20 protein-coding genes are annotated in these 20897 nt (G+C 32.4%); 6 read left to right on the forward strand and 14 right to left on the reverse strand.

What is annotated here, in order from left to right; translation table 11 throughout:
- Positions 1-38 precede the first annotated feature (38 nt).
- The 4 genes from FNB79_RS11060 to FNB79_RS11075 form a co-directional block, all read right to left on the reverse strand.
- Positions 39-602, reverse strand: a complete 564-nt coding sequence (locus FNB79_RS11060; protein ID WP_143381365.1) for a TetR/AcrR family transcriptional regulator — start codon at positions 600-602, stop codon at positions 39-41.
- Between the two features lie 211 nt (positions 603-813).
- Entirely contained in the window at positions 814-1242 is a 429-nt protein-coding gene (locus FNB79_RS11065; RefSeq protein WP_143381366.1) for an FKBP-type peptidyl-prolyl cis-trans isomerase, read from the reverse strand.
- Between the two features lie 158 nt (positions 1243-1400).
- Positions 1401-2405: a sugar kinase gene (locus FNB79_RS11070; RefSeq protein ID WP_143381367.1), complete on the reverse strand. Its 1005-nt coding sequence runs from the start codon at positions 2403-2405 to the stop codon at positions 1401-1403.
- A gap of 189 nt (positions 2406-2594) precedes the next feature.
- A complete protein-coding gene (locus FNB79_RS11075) occupies positions 2595-2873 on the reverse strand; it encodes a hypothetical protein (protein WP_143381368.1) in 279 nt (92 codons plus the stop codon).
- Positions 2874-3143: 270 nt separating this feature from the next.
- Here FNB79_RS11075 and FNB79_RS11080 point away from each other — a divergent pair, with 270 nt between their 5' ends.
- Together FNB79_RS11080 and tssD are read left to right on the forward strand one after the other, a co-directional pair.
- Entirely contained in the window at positions 3144-3833 is a 690-nt protein-coding gene (locus FNB79_RS11080) for a hypothetical protein (protein WP_143381369.1), read from the forward strand.
- Positions 3834-3844: 11 nt separating this feature from the next.
- Complete coding sequence (gene tssD, locus FNB79_RS11085) at positions 3845-4237, forward strand: type VI secretion system tube protein TssD (protein WP_143381370.1); 393 nt, start codon at positions 3845-3847, stop codon at positions 4235-4237.
- Positions 4238-4327: 90 nt separating this feature from the next.
- Here tssD and FNB79_RS11090 read toward each other — a convergent pair whose 3' ends face one another.
- Positions 4328-4723, reverse strand: coding sequence for a hypothetical protein (locus tag FNB79_RS11090; RefSeq protein ID WP_143381371.1), 396 nt, complete (start codon positions 4721-4723; stop codon positions 4328-4330).
- A gap of 152 nt (positions 4724-4875) precedes the next feature.
- Between FNB79_RS11090 and FNB79_RS11095 the strand changes: the two genes are divergently transcribed.
- A complete protein-coding gene (locus tag FNB79_RS11095; protein WP_143381372.1) occupies positions 4876-5865 on the forward strand; it encodes a hypothetical protein in 990 nt (329 codons plus the stop codon).
- 54 nt (positions 5866-5919) lie between these two features.
- Here FNB79_RS11095 and FNB79_RS11100 read toward each other — a convergent pair whose 3' ends face one another.
- From FNB79_RS11100 to FNB79_RS11140, 9 genes are all read right to left on the reverse strand, one after another.
- Positions 5920-6555: a response regulator transcription factor gene (locus FNB79_RS11100; RefSeq protein WP_143381373.1), complete on the reverse strand. Its 636-nt coding sequence runs from the start codon at positions 6553-6555 to the stop codon at positions 5920-5922.
- A 6-nt stretch (positions 6556-6561) separates the two neighbouring features.
- Positions 6562-8529 carry a tetratricopeptide repeat-containing sensor histidine kinase gene (locus FNB79_RS11105; RefSeq protein ID WP_143381374.1) on the reverse strand — a complete coding sequence of 656 codons (1968 nt, stop codon included), beginning with the start codon at positions 8527-8529 and terminating at the stop codon, positions 6562-6564.
- Between the two features lie 24 nt (positions 8530-8553).
- Positions 8554-10803, reverse strand: coding sequence for a hypothetical protein (locus FNB79_RS11110; RefSeq protein WP_143381375.1), 2250 nt, complete (start codon positions 10801-10803; stop codon positions 8554-8556).
- A complete protein-coding gene (locus FNB79_RS11115) occupies positions 10800-11459 on the reverse strand; it encodes a DUF1266 domain-containing protein (RefSeq protein ID WP_143381376.1) in 660 nt (219 codons plus the stop codon). The genes FNB79_RS11110 and FNB79_RS11115 overlap by 4 nt, the downstream gene beginning before the upstream one ends.
- A gap of 3 nt (positions 11460-11462) precedes the next feature.
- The gene (locus tag FNB79_RS11120; RefSeq protein WP_143381377.1) at positions 11463-13949 is read right to left on the reverse strand and encodes a hypothetical protein; all 2487 of its coding nucleotides are present in this window, start codon (positions 13947-13949) and stop codon (positions 11463-11465) included.
- A gap of 44 nt (positions 13950-13993) precedes the next feature.
- On the reverse strand, positions 13994-15049 hold the full coding sequence (locus tag FNB79_RS11125) for an SMI1/KNR4 family protein (RefSeq protein ID WP_143381378.1): 1056 nt from the start codon (positions 15047-15049) through the stop codon (positions 13994-13996).
- 110 nt (positions 15050-15159) lie between these two features.
- Positions 15160-16296: an adenylosuccinate synthetase gene (locus tag FNB79_RS11130; RefSeq protein ID WP_143381379.1), complete on the reverse strand. Its 1137-nt coding sequence runs from the start codon at positions 16294-16296 to the stop codon at positions 15160-15162.
- Complete coding sequence (locus FNB79_RS11135) at positions 16297-17160, reverse strand: hypothetical protein (protein ID WP_143381380.1); 864 nt, start codon at positions 17158-17160, stop codon at positions 16297-16299.
- A gap of 2 nt (positions 17161-17162) precedes the next feature.
- Positions 17163-17513, reverse strand: coding sequence for a hypothetical protein (locus FNB79_RS11140; protein WP_073153405.1), 351 nt, complete (start codon positions 17511-17513; stop codon positions 17163-17165).
- A gap of 163 nt (positions 17514-17676) precedes the next feature.
- Between FNB79_RS11140 and FNB79_RS11145 the strand changes: the two genes are divergently transcribed.
- The 3 genes from FNB79_RS11145 to FNB79_RS11155 all read left to right on the forward strand — a co-directional run bounded on the left by FNB79_RS11145 (position 17677) and on the right by FNB79_RS11155 (position 20862).
- Positions 17677-18582 carry a DUF6892 domain-containing protein gene (locus tag FNB79_RS11145; RefSeq protein ID WP_143381381.1) on the forward strand — a complete coding sequence of 302 codons (906 nt, stop codon included), beginning with the start codon at positions 17677-17679 and terminating at the stop codon, positions 18580-18582.
- Between the two features lie 173 nt (positions 18583-18755).
- The gene (locus tag FNB79_RS11150; RefSeq protein ID WP_143381382.1) at positions 18756-19403 is read left to right on the forward strand and encodes a hypothetical protein; all 648 of its coding nucleotides are present in this window, start codon (positions 18756-18758) and stop codon (positions 19401-19403) included.
- Between the two features lie 343 nt (positions 19404-19746).
- Positions 19747-20862: a hypothetical protein gene (locus FNB79_RS11155; RefSeq protein WP_143381383.1), complete on the forward strand. Its 1116-nt coding sequence runs from the start codon at positions 19747-19749 to the stop codon at positions 20860-20862.
- Positions 20863-20897: the final 35 nt, after the last annotated feature.

A 20897-nucleotide genomic window follows, 5' to 3' on the forward strand; every position in this document is an offset into this window, starting at 1 on the left:
CTAAACGTCCGTTTAGATATGTTGTAAAAAAAATGTGTTTATATGTTATCAAAAATTAATTCTATATAATCTTCAATCTCTTTTTTTGTGTTTACTCGAGATGCTGCAGCCAAGCCGTGTTTTGCTAATAATAAATAGTTTGCTTGTTTTAAGATTGTCGCTTCATCTTTAGTAGCATCCATTTGTAATTTTTCAATCATGATAGATTTAATGTCATCCATGAACGATTGCATTTGTTCTTGAATTAATACATCTGTTTGATTACAAAATTCATTATACGTATTGGTTACAAAGCATCCTTTAAGTTCGTCGTTATTAAAATTAGAACTTACAGAGTCATAAAAAAATTGTTTAATGTCTTCTACACCACGGGTGCCATTTTTAAACTTATCTAATATGGTTTTAATTTGTCCTTTATAACATTTTAAGCTTTCAAGGAATAAACCATGTTTGCTACCAAAACTAGAATATATTGAAAATTTATTAATGCCCATTTCTTTTTCGAGCATTTGCATAGAGGTAGTTTCATACCCTTGTTTCCAAAACAAGTGCATGGCTTTCTCTACTACATCAGTTTCATTATATGCTTTTTTACGTGCCATTTTTAATACTTGTATACAAAACTAAACAATCGGTTAGTTTTCAGGAAGCGTTTTAACATATATTTAATTATGTTAGGTATGCAGCTACAATTGTTATAAAACACTTATTCTAAATTAGCATGTGCCGCTTCATTCTAACTCTTATAGTATAACTCATTTGAATAAAAAAATCCGAACAGTGTTCGGATTTTTTTATTTATGTAGCTAAAATTTACTTAATTTCAATCAATTCTAAATCAAAAATTAAATCTTGACCTGCAAGTGGATGGTTTCCATCAACAACAATATGGTCGTCTTGAATGTCTACCACTCTAAATTGGTGTTCTCTACCATCTTCACTTTTAGAAGTTAAGCCCATACCAACTTCCGGTTTTACGTCTGGAGGTAATTGTTCGTTACTTACTTTATGAAACAACTGCTCGTTAATGTCTCCGTATGCGTCTTGTTTGGCAATTTCAACTGTTTTTTTCTCATTTACTTTCATATCAATGATCGCATTTTCAAAACCAGGAATTAACATGCCTTGTCCGATAGTTACTTCTAAAGGCTCGCGCTCTAAAGAACTATCGAATACACGACCATCTTGTAATTTTCCTGTGTAATGAACTTTCACTGTATCATTCTGTTTAACTTGACTCATACTATAATTTTAATGTTTAATAAAACACAAAGTTATGGTTTATATATTGGACGACACAAAATATGGCCAATAAGTCTGTAAATTAATATAGGTTTAACGTTAGCATTATACAGAAATCTGGCTTTAATAATAAGATTATTAGCAGTCTTGTAATTCCTTTATCTCTTTAATGCACCGGATGTATCACCACCCATTAAACTTTTTACGTTATCTAAAGTTGCCATGTTTACATCTCCGATTATAGTATGTTTTAAGGCACAGGCTGCAGAGGCAAAGTTTAACGCATCTAAATCTTTTTCGTAATGTAGTAACCCATAAATTAATCCAGCTGCAAAAGCATCTCCAGTTCCTACACGGTCTATGACGTGTGATATTTCGAAAATTTCAGTCTTAATATATTTGTTTCCGGTCCAAATACGGCCTTGTATTTGTTGTTCAGATGCACTAATAGATTTTCTTTTTTTGCCTACTACACGTTTTATGCGTGGAAATTTGTCCATGAGTGCTTTGGCAGAGTCTTTAAATTTCCCATCGGCATCCCCAAGATTGAACATTTCTTTAATGCCACGCGGACTGGTAATGACGATATCTGTATGTTCTACCAATTCAGGCATGACCTCTTGCATGGTTTTACCATATTTCCACATGTTTTTTCTTGAATTGATATCTCCCGATACCATAATTCCCATTTTGTTAGCCGTTCTAATGGCATCGAGACAACATTTGGCAGCACCCTCTGAAATTGCAGGTGTAATACCTGTCCAATGAAACCAATTCGCATCTTTTAAAACTTCTTCCCAATCTACCATTTCGGGCTGGATTAAAGAAAAAGCAGATCCTTCACGTTCGTAAATCACTTCACTAGGTCTGTGAACGGCACCTTTCTCAAGAAAATACATTCCTAATTTATTGTCTCCATAAATAATTTGATCTGAGCTTAACCAGTTTTTACGTAAAAATTGAGTGGCTGCTCGGCCTATTGCATTATCTGGAAAACGTGTCATATGCGCAGCTTTCATGCCCAAATAGGCACAAGAAATGGCAACATTAGCTTCGCCACCACCATATACAAGTTCAAAAGAATTAGCTTGAGAAAATTTCATGTATCCTGGAGGAGATAAACGCATCATTACTTCTCCAAATGTTACTAGTTTTTTAGCCATGTTTTAATTTTATCTTTAATATACTGTTGTTAGAGTTGTTCAAAAATAAGCAGAACATCGTGCTTATTTAATTTAAAATCGTGTTTCTTTTAGGTTACACAAGGTCTTTTGTAATTTGAATAGGGTAGTGGTATATTCGCATACAGTTGGCATAACTTTTTTAGAAAAGTTTACTTAAACGTGTAACATCTACTCGTCTTGTTTAGTTTGGTCTTTTACTTTATTGTATGTAGTATGCTGGATGTTTTTCTTTTGTAAAATAGCGTAAAACTTTCTAGGAGAAATTCTTAAGTCTTTAGTAATTTCACTTACTTTTTTAGTCCCTTTTTTATATTGTTTTAAGTTGTCATTTACTTTTTTATTAAAATAGTAATCTTTTAATTGTTCGATAACTTGCAATTCTGTTTTATTCGAGTGTTGTGCATACTGTTCTATTTCGGACTTAATTGTCTTTAATTGTGGTTTCATATAAGCTATTATTAGGGATTATGTTGGTCCTCAAAACTACGTAAACATAGCAAGAGAACTTAACTTTGTTTACTAAAGTAATAAAAATATATCCAGTTTAAAAATCCTATAGGATTTACGGGGTCGTTATTTCTCTTTTATTTACGCTAAATAAGCCAAAATTTTTGAAACCATTGTATTAACTAGTTTATTATTAAATATCACTGAAAACCGTTAAAAAATAACACATCCATTTATTCATTTTTGTATTATAAATTAAACATATACAACATGGATTTTAAAACAATGCTTCAATTACCTGTATTAGACACTACAGAGGTCATTAAAATTGTACAGGAAATAGCAGATATAGAAAGAAAAGAGGAACGGCCACATATGCCTAAAGTTACCGTGTCTACACATTCAGATACGGTTTCTGGTTTTTTTGTAAACTATAGTGCAGCAAAGCAGGTTATTTTATTGTGTGATATTTATGATCGCGATGCACAGTTTACATATATTAATGTACATTCTATATCTTCAATATCCTTAAGTCATATTAATAAATATGGCTATTTACTTTCAGATGGAACAGTGCCTTTTACACCTGAAGCCGATGACATCCCGACTTTACTTCAGTTAAAAAAAGAAATAAAAGCGCTAGAATTACAATTAGAAGCTAGTTTAGAAAAAGCAGTCTCTATAGTTTTTGATTATGAGGAGACGCCAGAAGATTTAGATAAGTATTACGCTTCTAAAATACTCGTTTTAATAAAGGAAACTATATCTAAAATGGCTGCAGACCATTTAGCCAAAGCGGCTTTTACAGCATCCATTTCAACTGTTTATTTTACTTTAGGTACAGCAAACACAGCAACTTTAGAGGGTGATGCGCTTCGTATTAATATACATACATCTAAAGGAGTAAAAAGCTTTCCTAAAGCTGAAAAATTACAAGAGTTAATTGAAAACAACTTATAAAATTAAAAATTATGCAAGATTCTAATGTGGTTAGTCGAATAGAACTATTAATACGAAAAGATGAAAATACAGAAAAAACTTTTGTGTTAAGCCAGTGTGATTATAGCTTTAATATGGATTATTATGAAGCAGAAAAGCGTCCTATAGATGTTAATTTTTCTGGTACAACAAAAATGATTAACGACCCTATGTTTATAGAATGGATTTCAAACCAAGCAGGAGCATGGTCTGGTTATGCTAAAGTGTTTCACAGAGAACAAGAGAAACCTTCTATAGCATTAGTCTTTAATAAAGCTACTGTAGTGAGTTTTAGTCAATCTTTTTCAGAGTACAATGCACATAGCGATGCTTATTTTAGTGTTATTTTAAAAGATGTCGCTTTTAATGATATCAAACTGCATTAATATTTAAAATATTGTAGTATTAAAAAGCCTTTAAGAACAATATCTTAAAGGCTTTTTTAATGTGTTTAGTTATTTTAGGTCCTCGGTGAATTATAAATTATTTTCTAAATATTCACGAATCACAAGGTCGTTAAAAAAACCACTATGGTGACCACCCCAACAAGCTGTTAAAGCGAACACTCCATTTTCTAATTTAAGTTCTTTATTAGTTTCTGCACCTTCATTTGGGATGCAATATACTTCAATAGAATTTACACTTTCTGCAATAGCTTCTTTACCCATATCGTCACTACATACCGCTTTTAAAGCATCTGTTAAACGCTGTAAACATACACTAGGTACAAATTTTATATAGTCTAATTCAAAGGTGTCCCAGTTAATATTAATTGGTAAGTCTTTTCCAACAATTTCATTAATTTCGTTTTGGTAATTTTCTAAATATTGATCTTCTATAGATTTAGCCGCTCTTTTTTCTTGTAATCCCATGGTCTTTATTTTTTAATTAAAATGATATACCAAAGGTATTTTAAGGCCGATTGAAAAATACAACCACTGTAAGTGAATATATAAACTCACGGAATTCCGTGAGAGGTATAAAGTTGTAAAATTTTAGTTTTATACTCTATTAAACATGTTGTATGAAAACTATAATTATTATAGGAGCTTGTCTGTTACTAATCCTCATTATTTGTACCAATTGTGCGCAAATTGTTGGTGGGATATCTAAAAAGAAAGCCGCTAAAAATATAGATGAATATTTGGAGCGTGAATACCAAGGGAAACTCACATATAAATATTTAAGTAGAGCATTTAATACAGCAACTATGAATCCAAATTCTTTTTTTATTCACGTTTACCATAAAAAAGTACCAGAAATAGAATTTTACACTTATATAGATGCAAAAAAAATTGTGACCGAAGAGTATGCTACTTCTTTTAAAATAAAGTTTGAAGAAGACTACCAAAGACAAGTAGAATATTATAATACTGCACAAAACATAATAGCAGATTTTAAAAGTGATACTTTAACTGTAGCATTTTTAGACAACGAAACCATTGACTTTAATTTTAATTATGAAATTAATTCTGAAGCATTAAAAGTTATTACTACAAAATTTTTAAAGAGATTGAATGCATCTTATGAAATTTTAAACAATGGGTTCTCACGTAAACTACTTGTAAAAACTCCTAATTATAAGGATGGTTTAGTATCTATTCCTTTACAAATAGAAGAAGAACAACATTGGTCTATAGATACTTATTTTTTAGCAGATCATTTAATTCATGCAGACGCTTTTAAAACAAAAATACTACAGAATATACAAGCTAAACTCGATAAACAATATCCGTATTACAAAATAGACGACAATAAAAAAGTGTTTTTAGACAAATCCTCTTTATCTAAAGGGGCTTGGGTACAATATTTATTTGATACAAGAATTAACACTAAAGAACATGAGAAATATGAAAATCCACTTACCGGTATATATATTGTCTATTTTGATTACGACACCAACTTTATTTATAATGGTGAAATGTTAACAGAAACTAATGGGAGTGTCTCTTATGAGGTTGAAATACAAAACATTCACGAAGCATTACATAATGCAGGTGTAATAACAAAATAGGGCAGTTTTAGCTATAAAAAAGGGTTAAATATATTGGTTTAACCCTTTTTTTATTTAATCAAATAACCCCGATTCTATGGCGTACTTTACAGCGCCAGTAGTGGTTTTAGAACCCGTTTTTAAAAGAATATTTTTGCGGTGAGTTTCAACCGTATTTACTGAAATAAAAAGTTTATCAGAAATTTCTTTAGAGGTTAGTTCTTCTCCTAAGAGTGCTAACACTTCTTTTTCGCGGGGAGAGAGCTCTATATTTTTATATTTTTTACGTTCAAAAACACTCTCCATATAGCGCTGTTTAATGAGCTCAGAGAAGTATTGTTCGTCATTTAGAACTGTTCTTACTGCCTTTTGTAACTCTTCTTTACTCGTAAACTTAGGTACAAAACCGTCGGCTCCTTTTTGTATTACTTTATGTACCGTTCTGTGATTATCGAGCATGCTTAACATGATAATTTTTACATTGGAATGCTTTTTCTTGATTTCGGTAAGTAATTCAATACCATCCATTTTGGGCATGCTAATATCACTAATAATTAAACCTATTTCAAATTGATCTAGTAATTTTAGAACTTGCTTACCTTCTGTAGCTAAATGTACGTCTCCTACATCTTCCATATCACTTAAAATGGTATTTATACCTTCAAGAAACATGAGGTGATCGTCTGCAATTATAATATTAGTTTTTTTCACAATGTATTAATTTATAGGTATGTCTATAGTTATTGAAGTCCCGTGTCCAGGCCTACTATCTATTTCTAGATTTCCCTGTACTTTTTGTAATCGTTCTTTAATATTACGAAGTCCAATACCTTGTTTTTTATTATTTTGAAATCCTTTACCATCGTCATTAACCACAATGTTTAAATGGTCTTCATGTTTAGTAAGTTGTACGTCGGCAAGTGTAGCTGCGGCATGCTTTAAAATATTATTAATTAATTCTTGAATTATTCTGTAAGCATCGGCTAAAAGCATTTCAGGTAATTTATCTATTTCTTCCTCGGGGAAGTAATAGGACTGAATTTTAATATCTGATTTGTTTGAAATCTGATCTATAAAGTCGCTTAAAAAGCTAGTAAATCCTATTTTTGAAAATGAAAGCGGATGAAGCTGGTGAGATAAACTGCGTACATCTAAACAGGCATTACTAATTGCAGTAGCAATTCTTTTGGTTTGCGGATTCTCGCTTTGTTGCTCTGCATAATGTTCAAACGCTATTTTTATACTCGCTAAATCGCTACCTATTCCATCATGTATTTCACGAGCTAGCCTAGACCGTTCTTCATCTTGTCCTTCTTGGTACCGTTCTATGACAGATAATTTATGATCTTTCATCATTTCAGAAATCTTTTGTTTCGCATTTTCTTCCTGCTGAATGCTTAATTCTTTCTGAACGCGAAGGCGTTTTACATAAGAACGTCTTAATATTAACAGTGTAATTAAAACTAAGATAAAACCCGCGATTAAAACATTTCTAACTAAACGTTGGCGCTTAACCGTGAGTTCGGCTTTTTGAAGCTCGGCCTCATTTAATTTTTGATCCTGTTCTAAGAGTTTTATTCTAGCTTCTTTTAACTGTGTTTCATAACCTTCCTGTATTTTGGCTACATATTTTTCTTTATCTAGAGAGTTTTGTTCTTCTGCAGTAATAACTCCTTTTTGATAAAATTTTAGGGCATTTTTATAATCTCCTTCAGCTTCATATAGCTGAGCTAAATTTTTATAAATTTCAGAATTATAAGGTAACAAAGATTGGTTTTCTCCTATTTTTAAGGCTTTTTCAAAGGCTAATATGGCTTCTTTTCGGTGTCCCAATTTACTTTCACATAAGCCCAAATCATTTAAAACAATAACCAAATCCGAATTAAATTGAAGCGACTCTAATAGTACTAAGGTTTTTCGTAAGGCAATAACAGCTTCTTCACAACGCTCTTCTTGTACTAACATTTGTGCAAGATTAATATTTACATAGGCTATTACGGCTTTATTTCCTTCTTTTTCTCTGTATCCTAAAACTGTTTTATAATGTGTTCTGGCTTGATTATATTTACCCTCTTCTTTTAGAATATTTGCAAAATTAAATAACGTGGTTAATACACCGTCATCGTCTCCTAATTCACGATAGAGATCTGCAGCACGATCTAGATTTTCAGCAGATTTTTTATAATCTTTTTGTAATAAATACAGTGTGGCAATATTTTGGTACGCATTCGCTTCTTGTACTTTATTACTTGTTTTTTCTGAATATTCTAGGCATTGCATAAAACTATCAATAGATTTTGGATACTCGCCTAAATTTTTATAGGCAGTTGCCAGAATGTTGTAACAGGCAGCTAACCCTTTTTCTATATTTAGTTTTTTTAATAAGGTGATCGCTTGATTGGTGTAAATAAGCGTATTTTTGTATTCGCCAGTGATATTGCTAATATTTCCTAAAGCATATAATGCTTGTACTTCTTGAATTTCGATTTTTAAGGCTCTACTTTCTTCTAACCATTGTAAAGCTGCCTCTTTTGCTAATTGTGGCTTAGTGTATACGTTATAGTGGTAGGCTTGAGATAAGGAGTCTATTGAAGATGTGTTATCTGAAAGTTGAGACCAAGAAACTGTATGTACGCCTAAAATTAGGCATAAGGTTAGAAAAATATGTTTTATAGGTTGTGTCATCTTAAAATCGCAAACTTAATGCCTTTAAGCGAAATATTGGGTTCTTATTTTAGATTTCACACTATTTAAGGTTTCTAAGATGTTGTCTTCTAATTTTACATCTAATTTAGAGATGGTTTCTAATAAATTATGCTGAAGAAAAATTGCTTCTTTATAATGGGTTTGTGCTAACTCTAAGTGCTCTAACATTGCCATTTCAGACGGATTGTCTTTACTTAAAAACATTGCATTATATTTAGTAAATTCTTCTATATTTTCTAAACCTTTAGTAGCTTCTTTTACTGTTTTTAACATGATATGATAATCGTCTTTTTCAAAATTAAAAAAAGTGTATTCGGTATAACGTTGCATTACATCGTAATTTGCCACTAAACTCTCTTTATAGCGTTTTTCTTGTTGAAATGCATTGGCATAGTTGTAATCTACTTTCCAATTTCTGGCTTCTGGCACTTCTCTTTTTATCGTTTCACAGAGTTGAATTACGGCGTTATTATTAGTGCCATAGGTTAAACATTCTAAAGCTAGAGTTATATAAAACGCTTTATTGGTAGATAATTCTGCTGCCATTTTTAAAGATGCTGCTCCCGCAGTATAGTCATCTAGCATCCATTGTATAAATCCGTTGTTTCGGTATTCTTCAAAGGTTTTTGGGGTATCTATTAAATCTTCGGCTTTGGCTTCACCTAATGCTTCAGGAGTTTCTAAAAAAGTTTGATAGCAAATCCATTGAAAAACGGGTTTTAACTCATCTAGTAAATACCCTTGCTCAAAATTATAGATGGCGTATTTATGGCATTCTTCATAATTTTTCATTTCTAGTAAGGCTTCAATACACATATTCATTGTATTAAAATAATCTGAATCACCATCTTGATAAAAGTTGATTTCTGATTGCATATCTTCAAAAAACGCAGTGTAGTTATGATTGATTTTATGAATCACCATACGTAAATTATACAACCAAGGTGCGTAAGAATGTGGTGGCAACGGATAGTCTGAAAGGGCTTCATTAATCACTGTTAAAGCTTCTTCATAACGACCTAATTTCACCAAGGCTCTAGCTTGAAAAAATAAGGTTTTTAAGGTTGGGGTTTGTCTACTATGAAATTGTACTACAATATCTAAAATACCTTGCCAGCTTTCTATTCTGCTATTTATAGTTAGTAAATTAAATAGATATTCACTCATTCGGAGGCCATTTTTAAATGCCTCGTGCTGAGCTGCTCCCGACTCATTATAATTTTGTTCTAATAAAAAATAATTAGATTTTAAAACTAAAAGCAATGGGTTTTTTGGGTTTAAAGCCAAGCCGCGTTCCACACAAATTTCTATGGTTGTGTTGTTTTTAGAATAATAATAAGAGGAATTACCTAATAACAAATATTGATGCTGCGCCAATTGCCAACCCGAATTTACTAGCGCCTCCATATATTGTTCATATTCTGAAAAATTAATATAGTTTTCTTCAGGAAATTGAGGTTCTTCTGGTGCGCTTATAAGCTGAGAGACCATATCGTACATCATAAATGATTTGGCATAATCTGCTAATAATATACGGGTGTTATTATTTAATTCTAGATGCCTCCATTCTGATATCCAACGTTTTTTATTTTCAGAGGCTTTGCCTTCCCATAAAGCTACCTGAATGGCTGCTAAATTTTTACTAGTTTGGTCTAAACGGTCTTCTATTTCTAAACCTTTTAATACAGTGGTGTTATGGGTTGCAGAAGCTAATTCTAGTATTTCATTACAATCTTCTTCATCGTTAGAATGGCATAAAACTTCTAAATGTGCAGCTTCTATTTCCCAAAGTAAAAAACAGGCTTCTGTAAGTGCGGGATAACACTCTAAGATGTATTTTAATGTTAATATAGCCTCGTCGTAACGTTTTTCTGCTTGTAACTTTAATGCATAAAACAAGTGTAAAGTTTCGTTATAGGGATTGGTCATTAAAGCTGTAGTAAATATCCATTCACTACATTCTTTATAATAGCTACAAACGTGTTCGTAATCTGATGGTAGTTCTTGCCCAATGCTAATTAAAGCTTGTAAATAAGACTCCATTGCTGTCATATTTAGCTCTTCATACACACCTATGTAAAGCATATATATACGGTAATACCTCGCGTTTACTGCAGGGTATTTATCGCTGAGCATTTCAATATCTTCTTGAAGATTGGTGATTATTTCTTGTAAAGGACCGTAATGATAGGCCTTAAAAAGTGCTTCGGCACGCTCTAATTTTTTAATAAGGTCTTGTACTTCTAAACTCATATTTTCCATTCTTTAAACCAGTCGGCGTGTTGTATATGTAAACGTTGGTAGCATTCCCAAAGGGTTTCTGTTCCAGGAAATTTACTCATATCTTGCTCAGTTCCTCCTAAAACATATTCATCTCCTAAACATACATTACGATGAAATTCTCCCCAACTGGAAAAGTGAGATTTTATAATGTTATTGGCTTCTTCTAAACGCAAAATCATTTCGGCTGTTTCTATAAATCCTAAGACGTGACCTAAACGCATTTGAAATATGTAATACGCCATTTCATACCCAATAAGTTTTTGTTTTTTAAGTATAAAACGGTATTTCCAAACCATTTTGTAAATGGTTTTAGTTTGTGGGTTTTGCTCAGCGTTGTATTTAGCATCAAAGTCGGTGCTTGTCATCATTCTAAACTCTAAAGCTAATGTATGAAATGTATGAGACACCATTTGTCCGGTTTCATAACGTTGTAAACTATTACGTAAATGCAAACCCGATTTTATGCCAAATAATTTTAAAAGGCGTTTGGCTTGTTTCACCTGCATCTCATCTTCTAAGTCGAAACCTGACCAAGTAGTTAATTCGGCTTTTTTATAATTTTTCTTTAAAATCAAGGCCGATAGATTTAATTGGTCTTGAATTTTGGGTGTAATTTCTTGTGTCATTTTCTATGCATTTAATTGGTCTACCACTTGCAATAATGCAGTTGTTAACGCTTCTGAATAGGCTCCAGATTTTGCCATAGCTTGTAATCCCATAGCATAAGACGCTGCCATTTTAGAGTCTTTTACTAAATGAGTAAATAAGCTTCGGCATAAGGCTCCATAATTTTCGTGTTGGGTTTTTGGTGCAAGATTTGGGTCTAGTAATGCCATATATAGTGCTTGACTAAATCGGTTTTCAATTCCGGTTGTATCATTTGCTAACCAGATTTTTAAATCGTCTACCTTATCTTCAAAAACTTGTAACAGCTCGGTATTACAATCACCTTTGTCTTTATAATGCTCTAAATTGTGCAGTACAGCTTCTACATAATTTTTATTAATTTCTACGAACTCAATTTCAATTTTAGAGGTTGGTAATTGCTCAACATTAACTTTGGGTGCTGTTTGTGGTTCTTCTTTAAAATAGAAATCATAAAAACCATCAATAGCGGTAACTAATTCAGGATGATTTTTAAAATTAGCAACGTCATTTTCATTATAATTTTTAAGGTATTGTACCGTATTTTGGTTTAGCTTATTTTCATTTAACTCTGTAAGAAAATCGGTTAAAAAGTATTCTATTTTTGTTGATATACCTCCTAAAACGTCATTTTCTGCTTGTTTTAGCTTCGATTTTCTATGAAATGTTATAATTCTGTTTAATGCGCGGTCTAAAAAGAAACGAACATCATCGTTGTAATGATTAAAATAGCTTGCCATTTTAAATCCTTGCGTTCTTAACACATTTTCTACCCAAACGGCTTCTTGGGTGAAACTGTAATAATAATCGGCTAAATAATTAAACCAAGCCTGTACGATGTGCAAGGTTAACGGATTGTTTTCATTAACATAGTGAGCGCGTGCAAAGTCGTTACATTGTTTGGTTACGCAAGTATCAATATCTTTTAAAGCCCAAATTTCATTAACTCGTGTAAAATTGCCAGATTCTACACATAGATTGCCTAATGTAGCTACAATTAATGGTAAATATTGTGTTCTAATACCGGTGTTAGCATCCCTTGCCGAGTATGCTAATTCTAATAAATACAACTGTAATATGTCTTGTTGTTCTGTGGAATAATGTTCTAATATTTCTTTGTCTGCATCATAAAAAGTGCACACTAAAAACTGATTTAACGGATTAGAAATTCCTGCTTTAGTTAAGTGGTGAAGCCAAGCTTTTAAATTATCATTTATTTGAAACACCTCTCGAATTAAAAATGTACCAGTCACTTGAAAAGGTTCATTTTGAAAATACATTTTTGGTAATGTTCCCTTGGGGTCTTCCAACAATAACTTAGAAAAAATAGTGTTGTAAGTTTCCGTTTGTGTTTTAATACCAGATTTAGGATGACATTTACTAAACCAAAATGGTATAAAATGCACGGGAAGCACTTCGGCAGTTTGCTCGGTGAGTATTTTTTTTCCATAATCGTTAAAAGCTTCTGTGTAAAAATTACTTCCGCCATCAGCATTTAACCATTCTATAAATTGTTCGTAACAGATTTGTAAGTGCTCTTGAGGAATGTTTTTATCACGATTACTAAATAACAACACATCTCCAGCATCCCAAGTTTTTGGTCCTAAACCCGCTATTAACGGATAAAAACCTTCTGAGGTTTGTAGGTTTAGTAATTCTAAACTTTTACTTTCTCCAAAAATAAATCGGTCTTTTAGCGCTTTATGTGCTTCATAAATAAGGCTTAAATTATTGTAGTAATAATCGGCTAAATCTTCAGAAAACCAAGGTAGCATTAAATCGTAAGCCCCTTTTGCATACACACGACCAACAGGTAATACGCGATGAAATTCTGCTATAAAATGTCGCCAATTATTATCAAAAAAATACTGAATAAAATCATTGTCTATTTTAAACGGAAATTCGGTTATCGTATTATCTGTATTTACTACAGCATATGTTTGGTCTAAAATGTGGTGGTTTATACAGTTTTGGATTAAGAAATCTGAATTTAGTACATCACGAATATCAAAAATACGCTGTACTAAAAATCGTGCTACGGGTAGAGCAGCTACAGATTTACTTTGTACCAAAGCTTTTAACACTTGAAAAATTTGTGTTTTTAGTGTTTCTGAAATGGCATCAGAATTAAAATAACTTAAACTGAAATATAAAAATGTAATCAGTTTGTCGGTACTTTTTTCGTCTGGATAAAATCCGTGTTTCACCAATGGAAGCCAAGAAGCAACCAGCTCTAAACCTTCTTGCTCGTTAGCATATATTCTTGGATGAAAATAGATTGACTGTGCTACTTGTTCTGTAAAATGTACTTCCTTTTCTGTAGCCTCACTACTATTTTTAAGCTTGTTATAAGCACTGGTTTCTGTAGCGTCCATTAATTCTAAAACCTGAAGTAACGCATTGGTTTCTGAAGTCTGTAAAGACTCAATTGTAATATTAGGGACTATATGTTCTTTAAAAATCGCAGACATTTGCTGTGTATTATTTAAATTATAGATTGTGTGTTATTACAGTTTTAAGCAATATAAAACCATTCGTTATCTTCTATTTCGCTATCGCTTCGTCTTAAGCTCTCAAAAAAAGAAACAAGGTCGTCGGCTTCGATATATCCAATTTCTTGGTCGGCACCATAACGAATAATTTGTCCAGCTTTACCTTTTGTATTCGGCGCAAAATCGAAGGCTAAAAAATTACCGTTTTCTAAATCGAAAAACGGAATCCAATAAGGTGTGGTGTACATTAATAAGGCTTTGCCTTCATTGGTAGAGTACGTATCTAACAACTCTTCTTGCGTCCAATCGTCATAAATATCTTTCCACTGTTTCCATTCGTTATAAATATCTTCTGCTCCCATAATGGCACAGCGGTCTATCCCGTTATGTAGACTTAAATAATTTTTAATAATTTGCGGAAATGGGTAGCCTGCTTCTGCTTCAAACTTTGCATATATAGCCTCGTTATTATTTGGCGGATGTATGGTTAATCGTTTTTCTGTGATTAACGCCATAAAAGATTGCACCAAGGCTTTCATATCTATTTCAGCATCAAGCTGAATAAATGGCGCTAAAAAATCAGATTTCTCTTTGGCTAATTGTTCGGCTATAAATTGATTTGGAATAAAATGATTTATAAAAGCACCTGTATGCTCTTGAAACGTGATGTTTTTTAAATTGCTAACCGGTTGTGAGCTGAAACTGTTCTGTTTGAAAGAATACACAGAAGATGTTAGCGTTTTTTCATCTGGGTCTTCATCTAAAATAGTGTCACACCATTCCTCAAAAAGTGGTGTTTTTTCTATTTCAAAGGCGTAAACAATTTTACCTTCAAGATAAGCAATGCCATAAAATTTATGAATATGGATGTTATCTGGCGTAATAAATAAGAGTTTAAAGACGGCTTTTTCTGTATGTTTTTCAACAGCTTCTAAAAGAGCGTCTCTAAATGTAAAACTGTTATTATAATGATACGGGTCTTCAAGAACGGGAAAGGTATTGATTTGAAGGCGTTCTACATTAAAATCGCTCCATTGTAAATCTTTAAAATTATCTGAATATGCGGTATAGTTAATCATTTTACGCTTATAAATTTAGATAGCTAAGGTAACTTGGATGCTTGAAGTTCTTATCACTGAAATTAGTGATTTTGAAAACTACAGCTCTATTTTGTAAAAATGAATACGGATTATTGTAGAAAAAGTTTCTTAATATCCTGACGTTTTGGTCCGTAACTACCGTATACAGTTTTAAAATTTGTGTTTAATTTTTGAAACAAATTAGCATAAGAAAAACGAGGCAATTGGTCTAAACAAGTTATTACAAGATGTTTGTTACTCTGCAAATTTTGATGATGAATAGCATCGCAGCTTAACGCATAATTCAGTAATTCGGTAGCTAAAGCTTGTGTTCTAAATACACCTTGAAACTCGTTAGTCACATTCGCTTCATTTTCATTATTCTGAAGATTTACAGGTTCGGTTTCTGCCATTGGGCCATTGCCGTGACGGGTTTGATAACAACGGGTTACATAATAGATGTCTATTTCAGATATGGTTTTTAAATGCGATGTTATCTGCTGAACTGCGTTTTTAGACGTCGTGTAACTCCACGTGGTATGCGGATGAAAACCGTGCTGCGTATCGAGTAAAATACCTTGGCTGCCTTCAAAAATAAAATGCTCAAACTTAGAAGCTAGTTCAGAAAGAGCTGCCACATTATAAAACGGTTGCAGAGACTTGCAACTTTCTAAAAAATAGGCTTCGTTATAATCTTTTAGCTCGTTTTTATAATAATCTTGTACCGCTTTTGGTTGATGCTCTAACTTTGTTTTGTAATAGGTTTTTATACTTTGCAAGCGTTGTTGTAAAACCCATTGAAACTGTAAATCGTTAGCATACAGGTAAACTTCATCTTTATTTCTGGCAATTGTAGTTCCAAATCCCAAACCACAAGAACCGTGCTGTTGTTGTTTTTCTATCGCTCTGTTATAAGCAATGTCGTAAAACGTGGTTATCATTGCTAACGGATGAACATATAATTTTGGCTGATAGGGTTTTAAGAAATTACCTTCATCTACAATAGCAGGCGGAAATAATGTGGTATGTTCTGAATAATAGGTTGGTACGCCCAACAAGCTTCCTGAACCAAAATTACTAAAGGTATGCGTAAGCACCTCTGTAGTTACTGTATGCCCAATTTGGTGGCCACCAGAACACCTAACCACAAGACTATGTTTTGGATGTTGTGATGCCAAAAAATCGGTAGTTAACCCTTTTCCAGCATCACCAAATCCTAAATCTATTACTAAGCTACACTTTGGCATTTACAACATATTTTCTACTTCAGAATTATCTGAAGATGTATTGGTATTGCTTGTAGCTGTATAAGGTTTATGGTTTTCTATCACCACATTTGCAATACGTTTAGCAACCGTTTTATAATCAGGAATTTCAATAAAATTTTCTCCCAACAGTGTTTTCCAATTGCCTTTACGGCTTTCTTGTTTTGCCCATTCGTTATGTTCTAAATGCATATGAAACACATTATATTTTTCTTGTGCTTCTGCAATAATAGCTTCTGTAGTAATGGTTTCTGCTTGATTAGTACAGGTATATCTTTTAATAATTTCTGCAGGAATGGTAGGAAAAACAGGTTCGTCTCCAATGGTAAATAAAAATCCTTTTTGTTGTCTTTTTTCCCAACAATCAATAGACGTATGGCGCGCCGCAAATAAATGTGCTAAATTATAACCTTCTTGATTGTTTCCTCCACCGCCTCCTTCAAGGTAAACACGCGTTAACCAACGGTCTAACAACTCGGCAGACGATTCAAACTGACCTACTTGTAAAGGTGCTCTGTCGTATATAAAATCTCCAATCCCTAAAAAGAGTACTTGTGGGTCTTCAATTCCCGCTTCCATTAATGAGCCTATAAGGTCTGGTAGCGCTTCTTTTACAATATGTTCTGGCACAAAACCCATACTACCGGTAACATCTAAAGCTACAATAATAGATACACTTTCTGGATGCTCTTCAGAATCTCTAGATTCTCTAACTAGTGCTTTAATAGGGTCCATTTCTGGGTCTAGTGTTCTAGATGTAAATATTTCTTCTCTAGATTTATTGCTGTAATTTTTTGCTTTTCTTAAACGTGCGTAGGCATCGTTACTAAATCTTCCTCCTCCCATAATTACAGTTCGTTTATTGTGGCACCAAATAAATGCGCATAACGCTTTTTGGCTAGTTCTAATTTAATTTCTAGGTTTCTAATTTTTACAGATAATTCTAAGTCTTTTGCTACATAATCTTTAGCATCAAAATCTGAAGCTAATACTAAACTGTTAGCATCTGTAGGACTCATATCTAACATATTATCTTGTTCGCGTTTTAAACGTTTTAATGCCAAGGCTAAATCTTCTGTTTCGCGTTTATACATTAATTGAGCATCTTCTGCTATAGCGTGAGCACGGTCGTCTCTTATTTTTTCGTTGTTACGTTTTAGAGATTCTAAAAACGCAGCAGTTTTGGTGTTGTCTTCCATAAAAAAAGGTTTTTTACAAAGTTAGCGGCTGTGGTCTTTATTTTTATCCCTGATAACAGTGATATTGTGTAGCGTTAAATTCTTCCGAAGAAAAAATCACGGAATACAGGCATCAGTTATTTCTGGAAGCAACTTACTTTTGAAAACTTATAAAACCAAAATTATGATTGCATTACACTTATCTTCTAAAGGATTTCAAATTAATTCAGAAACCATCACTTTTCCAGTATCTATAGATACTTTAAAACAATGCTTAAATGATGATGTTAAAATATTTAAAAGAAAATTTAACACCATTTTTACTTGGTCTGATTTAGGAATTATGGCGTATTCTAAAGATGGGAATGTTGCAGAGTCTATCACGATATCATTATGTCTTGATACCCATAATTTTAGTCCGAAGCAGGTATTTAGTGGTATATTTTATTATAACAATCAAGATATTGTACGGTATTATAAGTCGCATAAACAGCAACACGTTAAGTTATTTAAAGGTGATGATAGTGGTGCATTAGTAGAAAATGGCATTAGTGCTTGTTTTAGTAAAGAGGACGATTGCATTTGTGCGATTCAAATAAATAATTATATCCCATATGAGCGAGGCGCGGGGTTACCAGAAGACAAATACATAATTAAACCGCTTAATGAAGATATTTTGATTTTTGAAGACTTTGGTTTTAAATTATCTGTGATTGAAGAGTTAATGTATATAAAAGGGTTGATGGAGCCAGTTTTTGATTTGTTTGAATTTGCTGATTGGTATAAAGCTCGAGACATTGATATTGATGAAGAAGGCTACGAACCGATAGCTGAAGTCACGCAATATTTTAAAGATCTACCAATACCAAAACGTTTAGCTTCCGAAATTACCGATTTTTATCAAGACGGCGGAAACGATATTTATATGAATTTATGTCCGTTTTCTGGTGGTGCTGTTGAATATTGGGATATAGAAACTGCCATAGATGCCAAACAATTTCCTAATCTTAAAAAAGTAACATTATGCTATGCTACAGATGCAGCGTATAAGGAGTTTGAACAATTAGGAATAGAGACAGAATGGTTATAATTTAGTTGTAAATACTTAAAAAAGCACGCTCTAATTGGCGTGTTTTTTTTGCCATTTATTTGTCTAAAATTAGATAAAATTGAAAACAGTATTTATAATTATCATTGGTTTCAGGGATAAGAACAAACTGCATTAGCTCTAATTTTGTCTTATAACAATAAAGCAAAAAGATTATGGGATTAACAATTTCAAGTGGGATATTAGTAGATTTTAAAGACAATGAACCTGAAGCTTTTGAAGCTTACAAGGCGATTTTTGAAAATATAAATACTATTCTTGCAAAAAATGGTGTAGCGCCGTACAAAGAACCTATAGAGATGAATAAAGAGCCATTACAATTTGGCGGCTTTCCTTATAGTTTTTTACACCATTTAAGACGATTTGCAGCACACGTTTGGGAACAGAAAGACAATGAAAATTGGGACTGGACCCCAACACCATTTTCTATTGATGATGAACCTGGTGCAGATGCAATTTTAGAGGAGCATTATACGTATATGTCTAGCCATTTATTAACCCATTCTGATTCAGAAGGTTTTTATGTTCCTGTAGAATTACCAGAAGTTCTTTTTGATACGGAAGAAGCACCGGTACCTGGAGCTATGATTGGTTCGTCTTATGATTTGTTAAGTGAATTAAAAAGTCTTACCGCACATTTAGGCATTGGTTTAGATGATAATGACAACCTTACTAATGTAGATGAATTGAATGCAATTATAACTAATGAAGACGATTTTTGGATCGAAATTTTAGTGTGTGTGACTCTTATAGATGCAGCAAAATTTAGTATTCAAAACAAAACAGCAATTCTTTTTAATTAATTTTCCAGTTGAATTTTTCTTGAAATAAAACCCATCAAAATACCTGCAATATTATTTGTAGGTGTATTTAAAAACAAGGAGTTGCAATGATTTTAACAGATAATCATTCTATAAATACCAGAAACCATTATGAAGATTTCCGTATGGTTTTCTGGAAAGACGAACCTGTAAAACGATGGTAAATTTTAAACACATCGTAGTGTAACGGGTTTAAAAATACTCACCAATTAGATTTATATAGTATCATTTCGCTTGCTTAATTATAGGTAGGTTAGGGAGTTATGTCTTTATTTTTCTAATTAATATCCTATTAAAGCAATTACAATCATTAAATTTTATCACCTTGAAAAATCTACAGTTATATTTCGTTTTATTATTAGTAATACTGTCTTCTTGTAGTCGAAAAACATATACCGCTTTATATCAGGACAATCACCTAGATTCTTCTAAAGTAACTTCTTATTTTTTACCAAAGCATGTATTGAAATTAGAAATTGTTTATACTATAAACGAACCTAGAGTTGTATACAAAGGAATAGACCAGGCTTTAACCTCTAGTCCTACAAAGGTGACAATTGAAGATCCTATTTTAATTACTAAACATATAGTTGCAGATCAGTCTCAGGCTTATATTTTAAGCGGAAAACAAGTCGCAGACAAATATTTTAAGACAGAACAAAATTACGAGGCAAAAGATGTAGATACAATTACAGTTTTTCCTATCGATAAAGATACTCATACAGCAGCATCTTCTGTGTCTTTAACAGATTCTAGTAGGGAAGAAGACGCTTATGCTGCGGTGTTAGAGATGTTGAACAATATCTCTAAAATACAAACGAAACAAGATGCAGTGTTTACGTTAGATTTAGTTTCATTTTACAAAATGCAGTTTACTCAAATTAATGAAGATTATAAGCCTTATGTTAAAAAAAATAAAGTCAAATATACGGTTATAGTAGATCCATTAATTCAAAATCATGAGGATTATACTATTTATCCGTCTCATATTTTTAGTGACGCTATGGTGTTAATGGATACTGTTACCATAGTGTTTCCCAAAGTTAAGGCTATAAAAGCTAATGTATTTAATGCTCAAGATGTTGTTGAAGGGGTAGCGTATCGAAGTTTAGATACTAAACCTATACATGTTAAAATGAATACAGATCATCTTCAAACTACGGCATCATCATACCATCAGTTTGAAACTATAAAACTAATATCAGCATCAGATTTAAAAACTAAAAAAAATCAGGATGTCATATTATTCGATACACATATTGCACCTTTAGAATTTCAAGAGGTACTTTTTAATCTGCACGATACTGTAGAGGATTTAAATTTCAACAAACCACAATCTATTACAGAATCTCAAATATCTATTAAAAAAGCATATAAAGAAAAGTTACAAAAAATCGATTTACTTATTAAAAAACTTGAAGAACGAAAAGCGGCATTGTAAACCGTTGAATATATAATATCACTGAAAACCGTTAC

The sequence above is a fragment of the Formosa sediminum genome, from assembly GCF_007197735.1.
Taxonomy (GTDB): domain Bacteria; phylum Bacteroidota; class Bacteroidia; order Flavobacteriales; family Flavobacteriaceae; genus Formosa; species Formosa sediminum.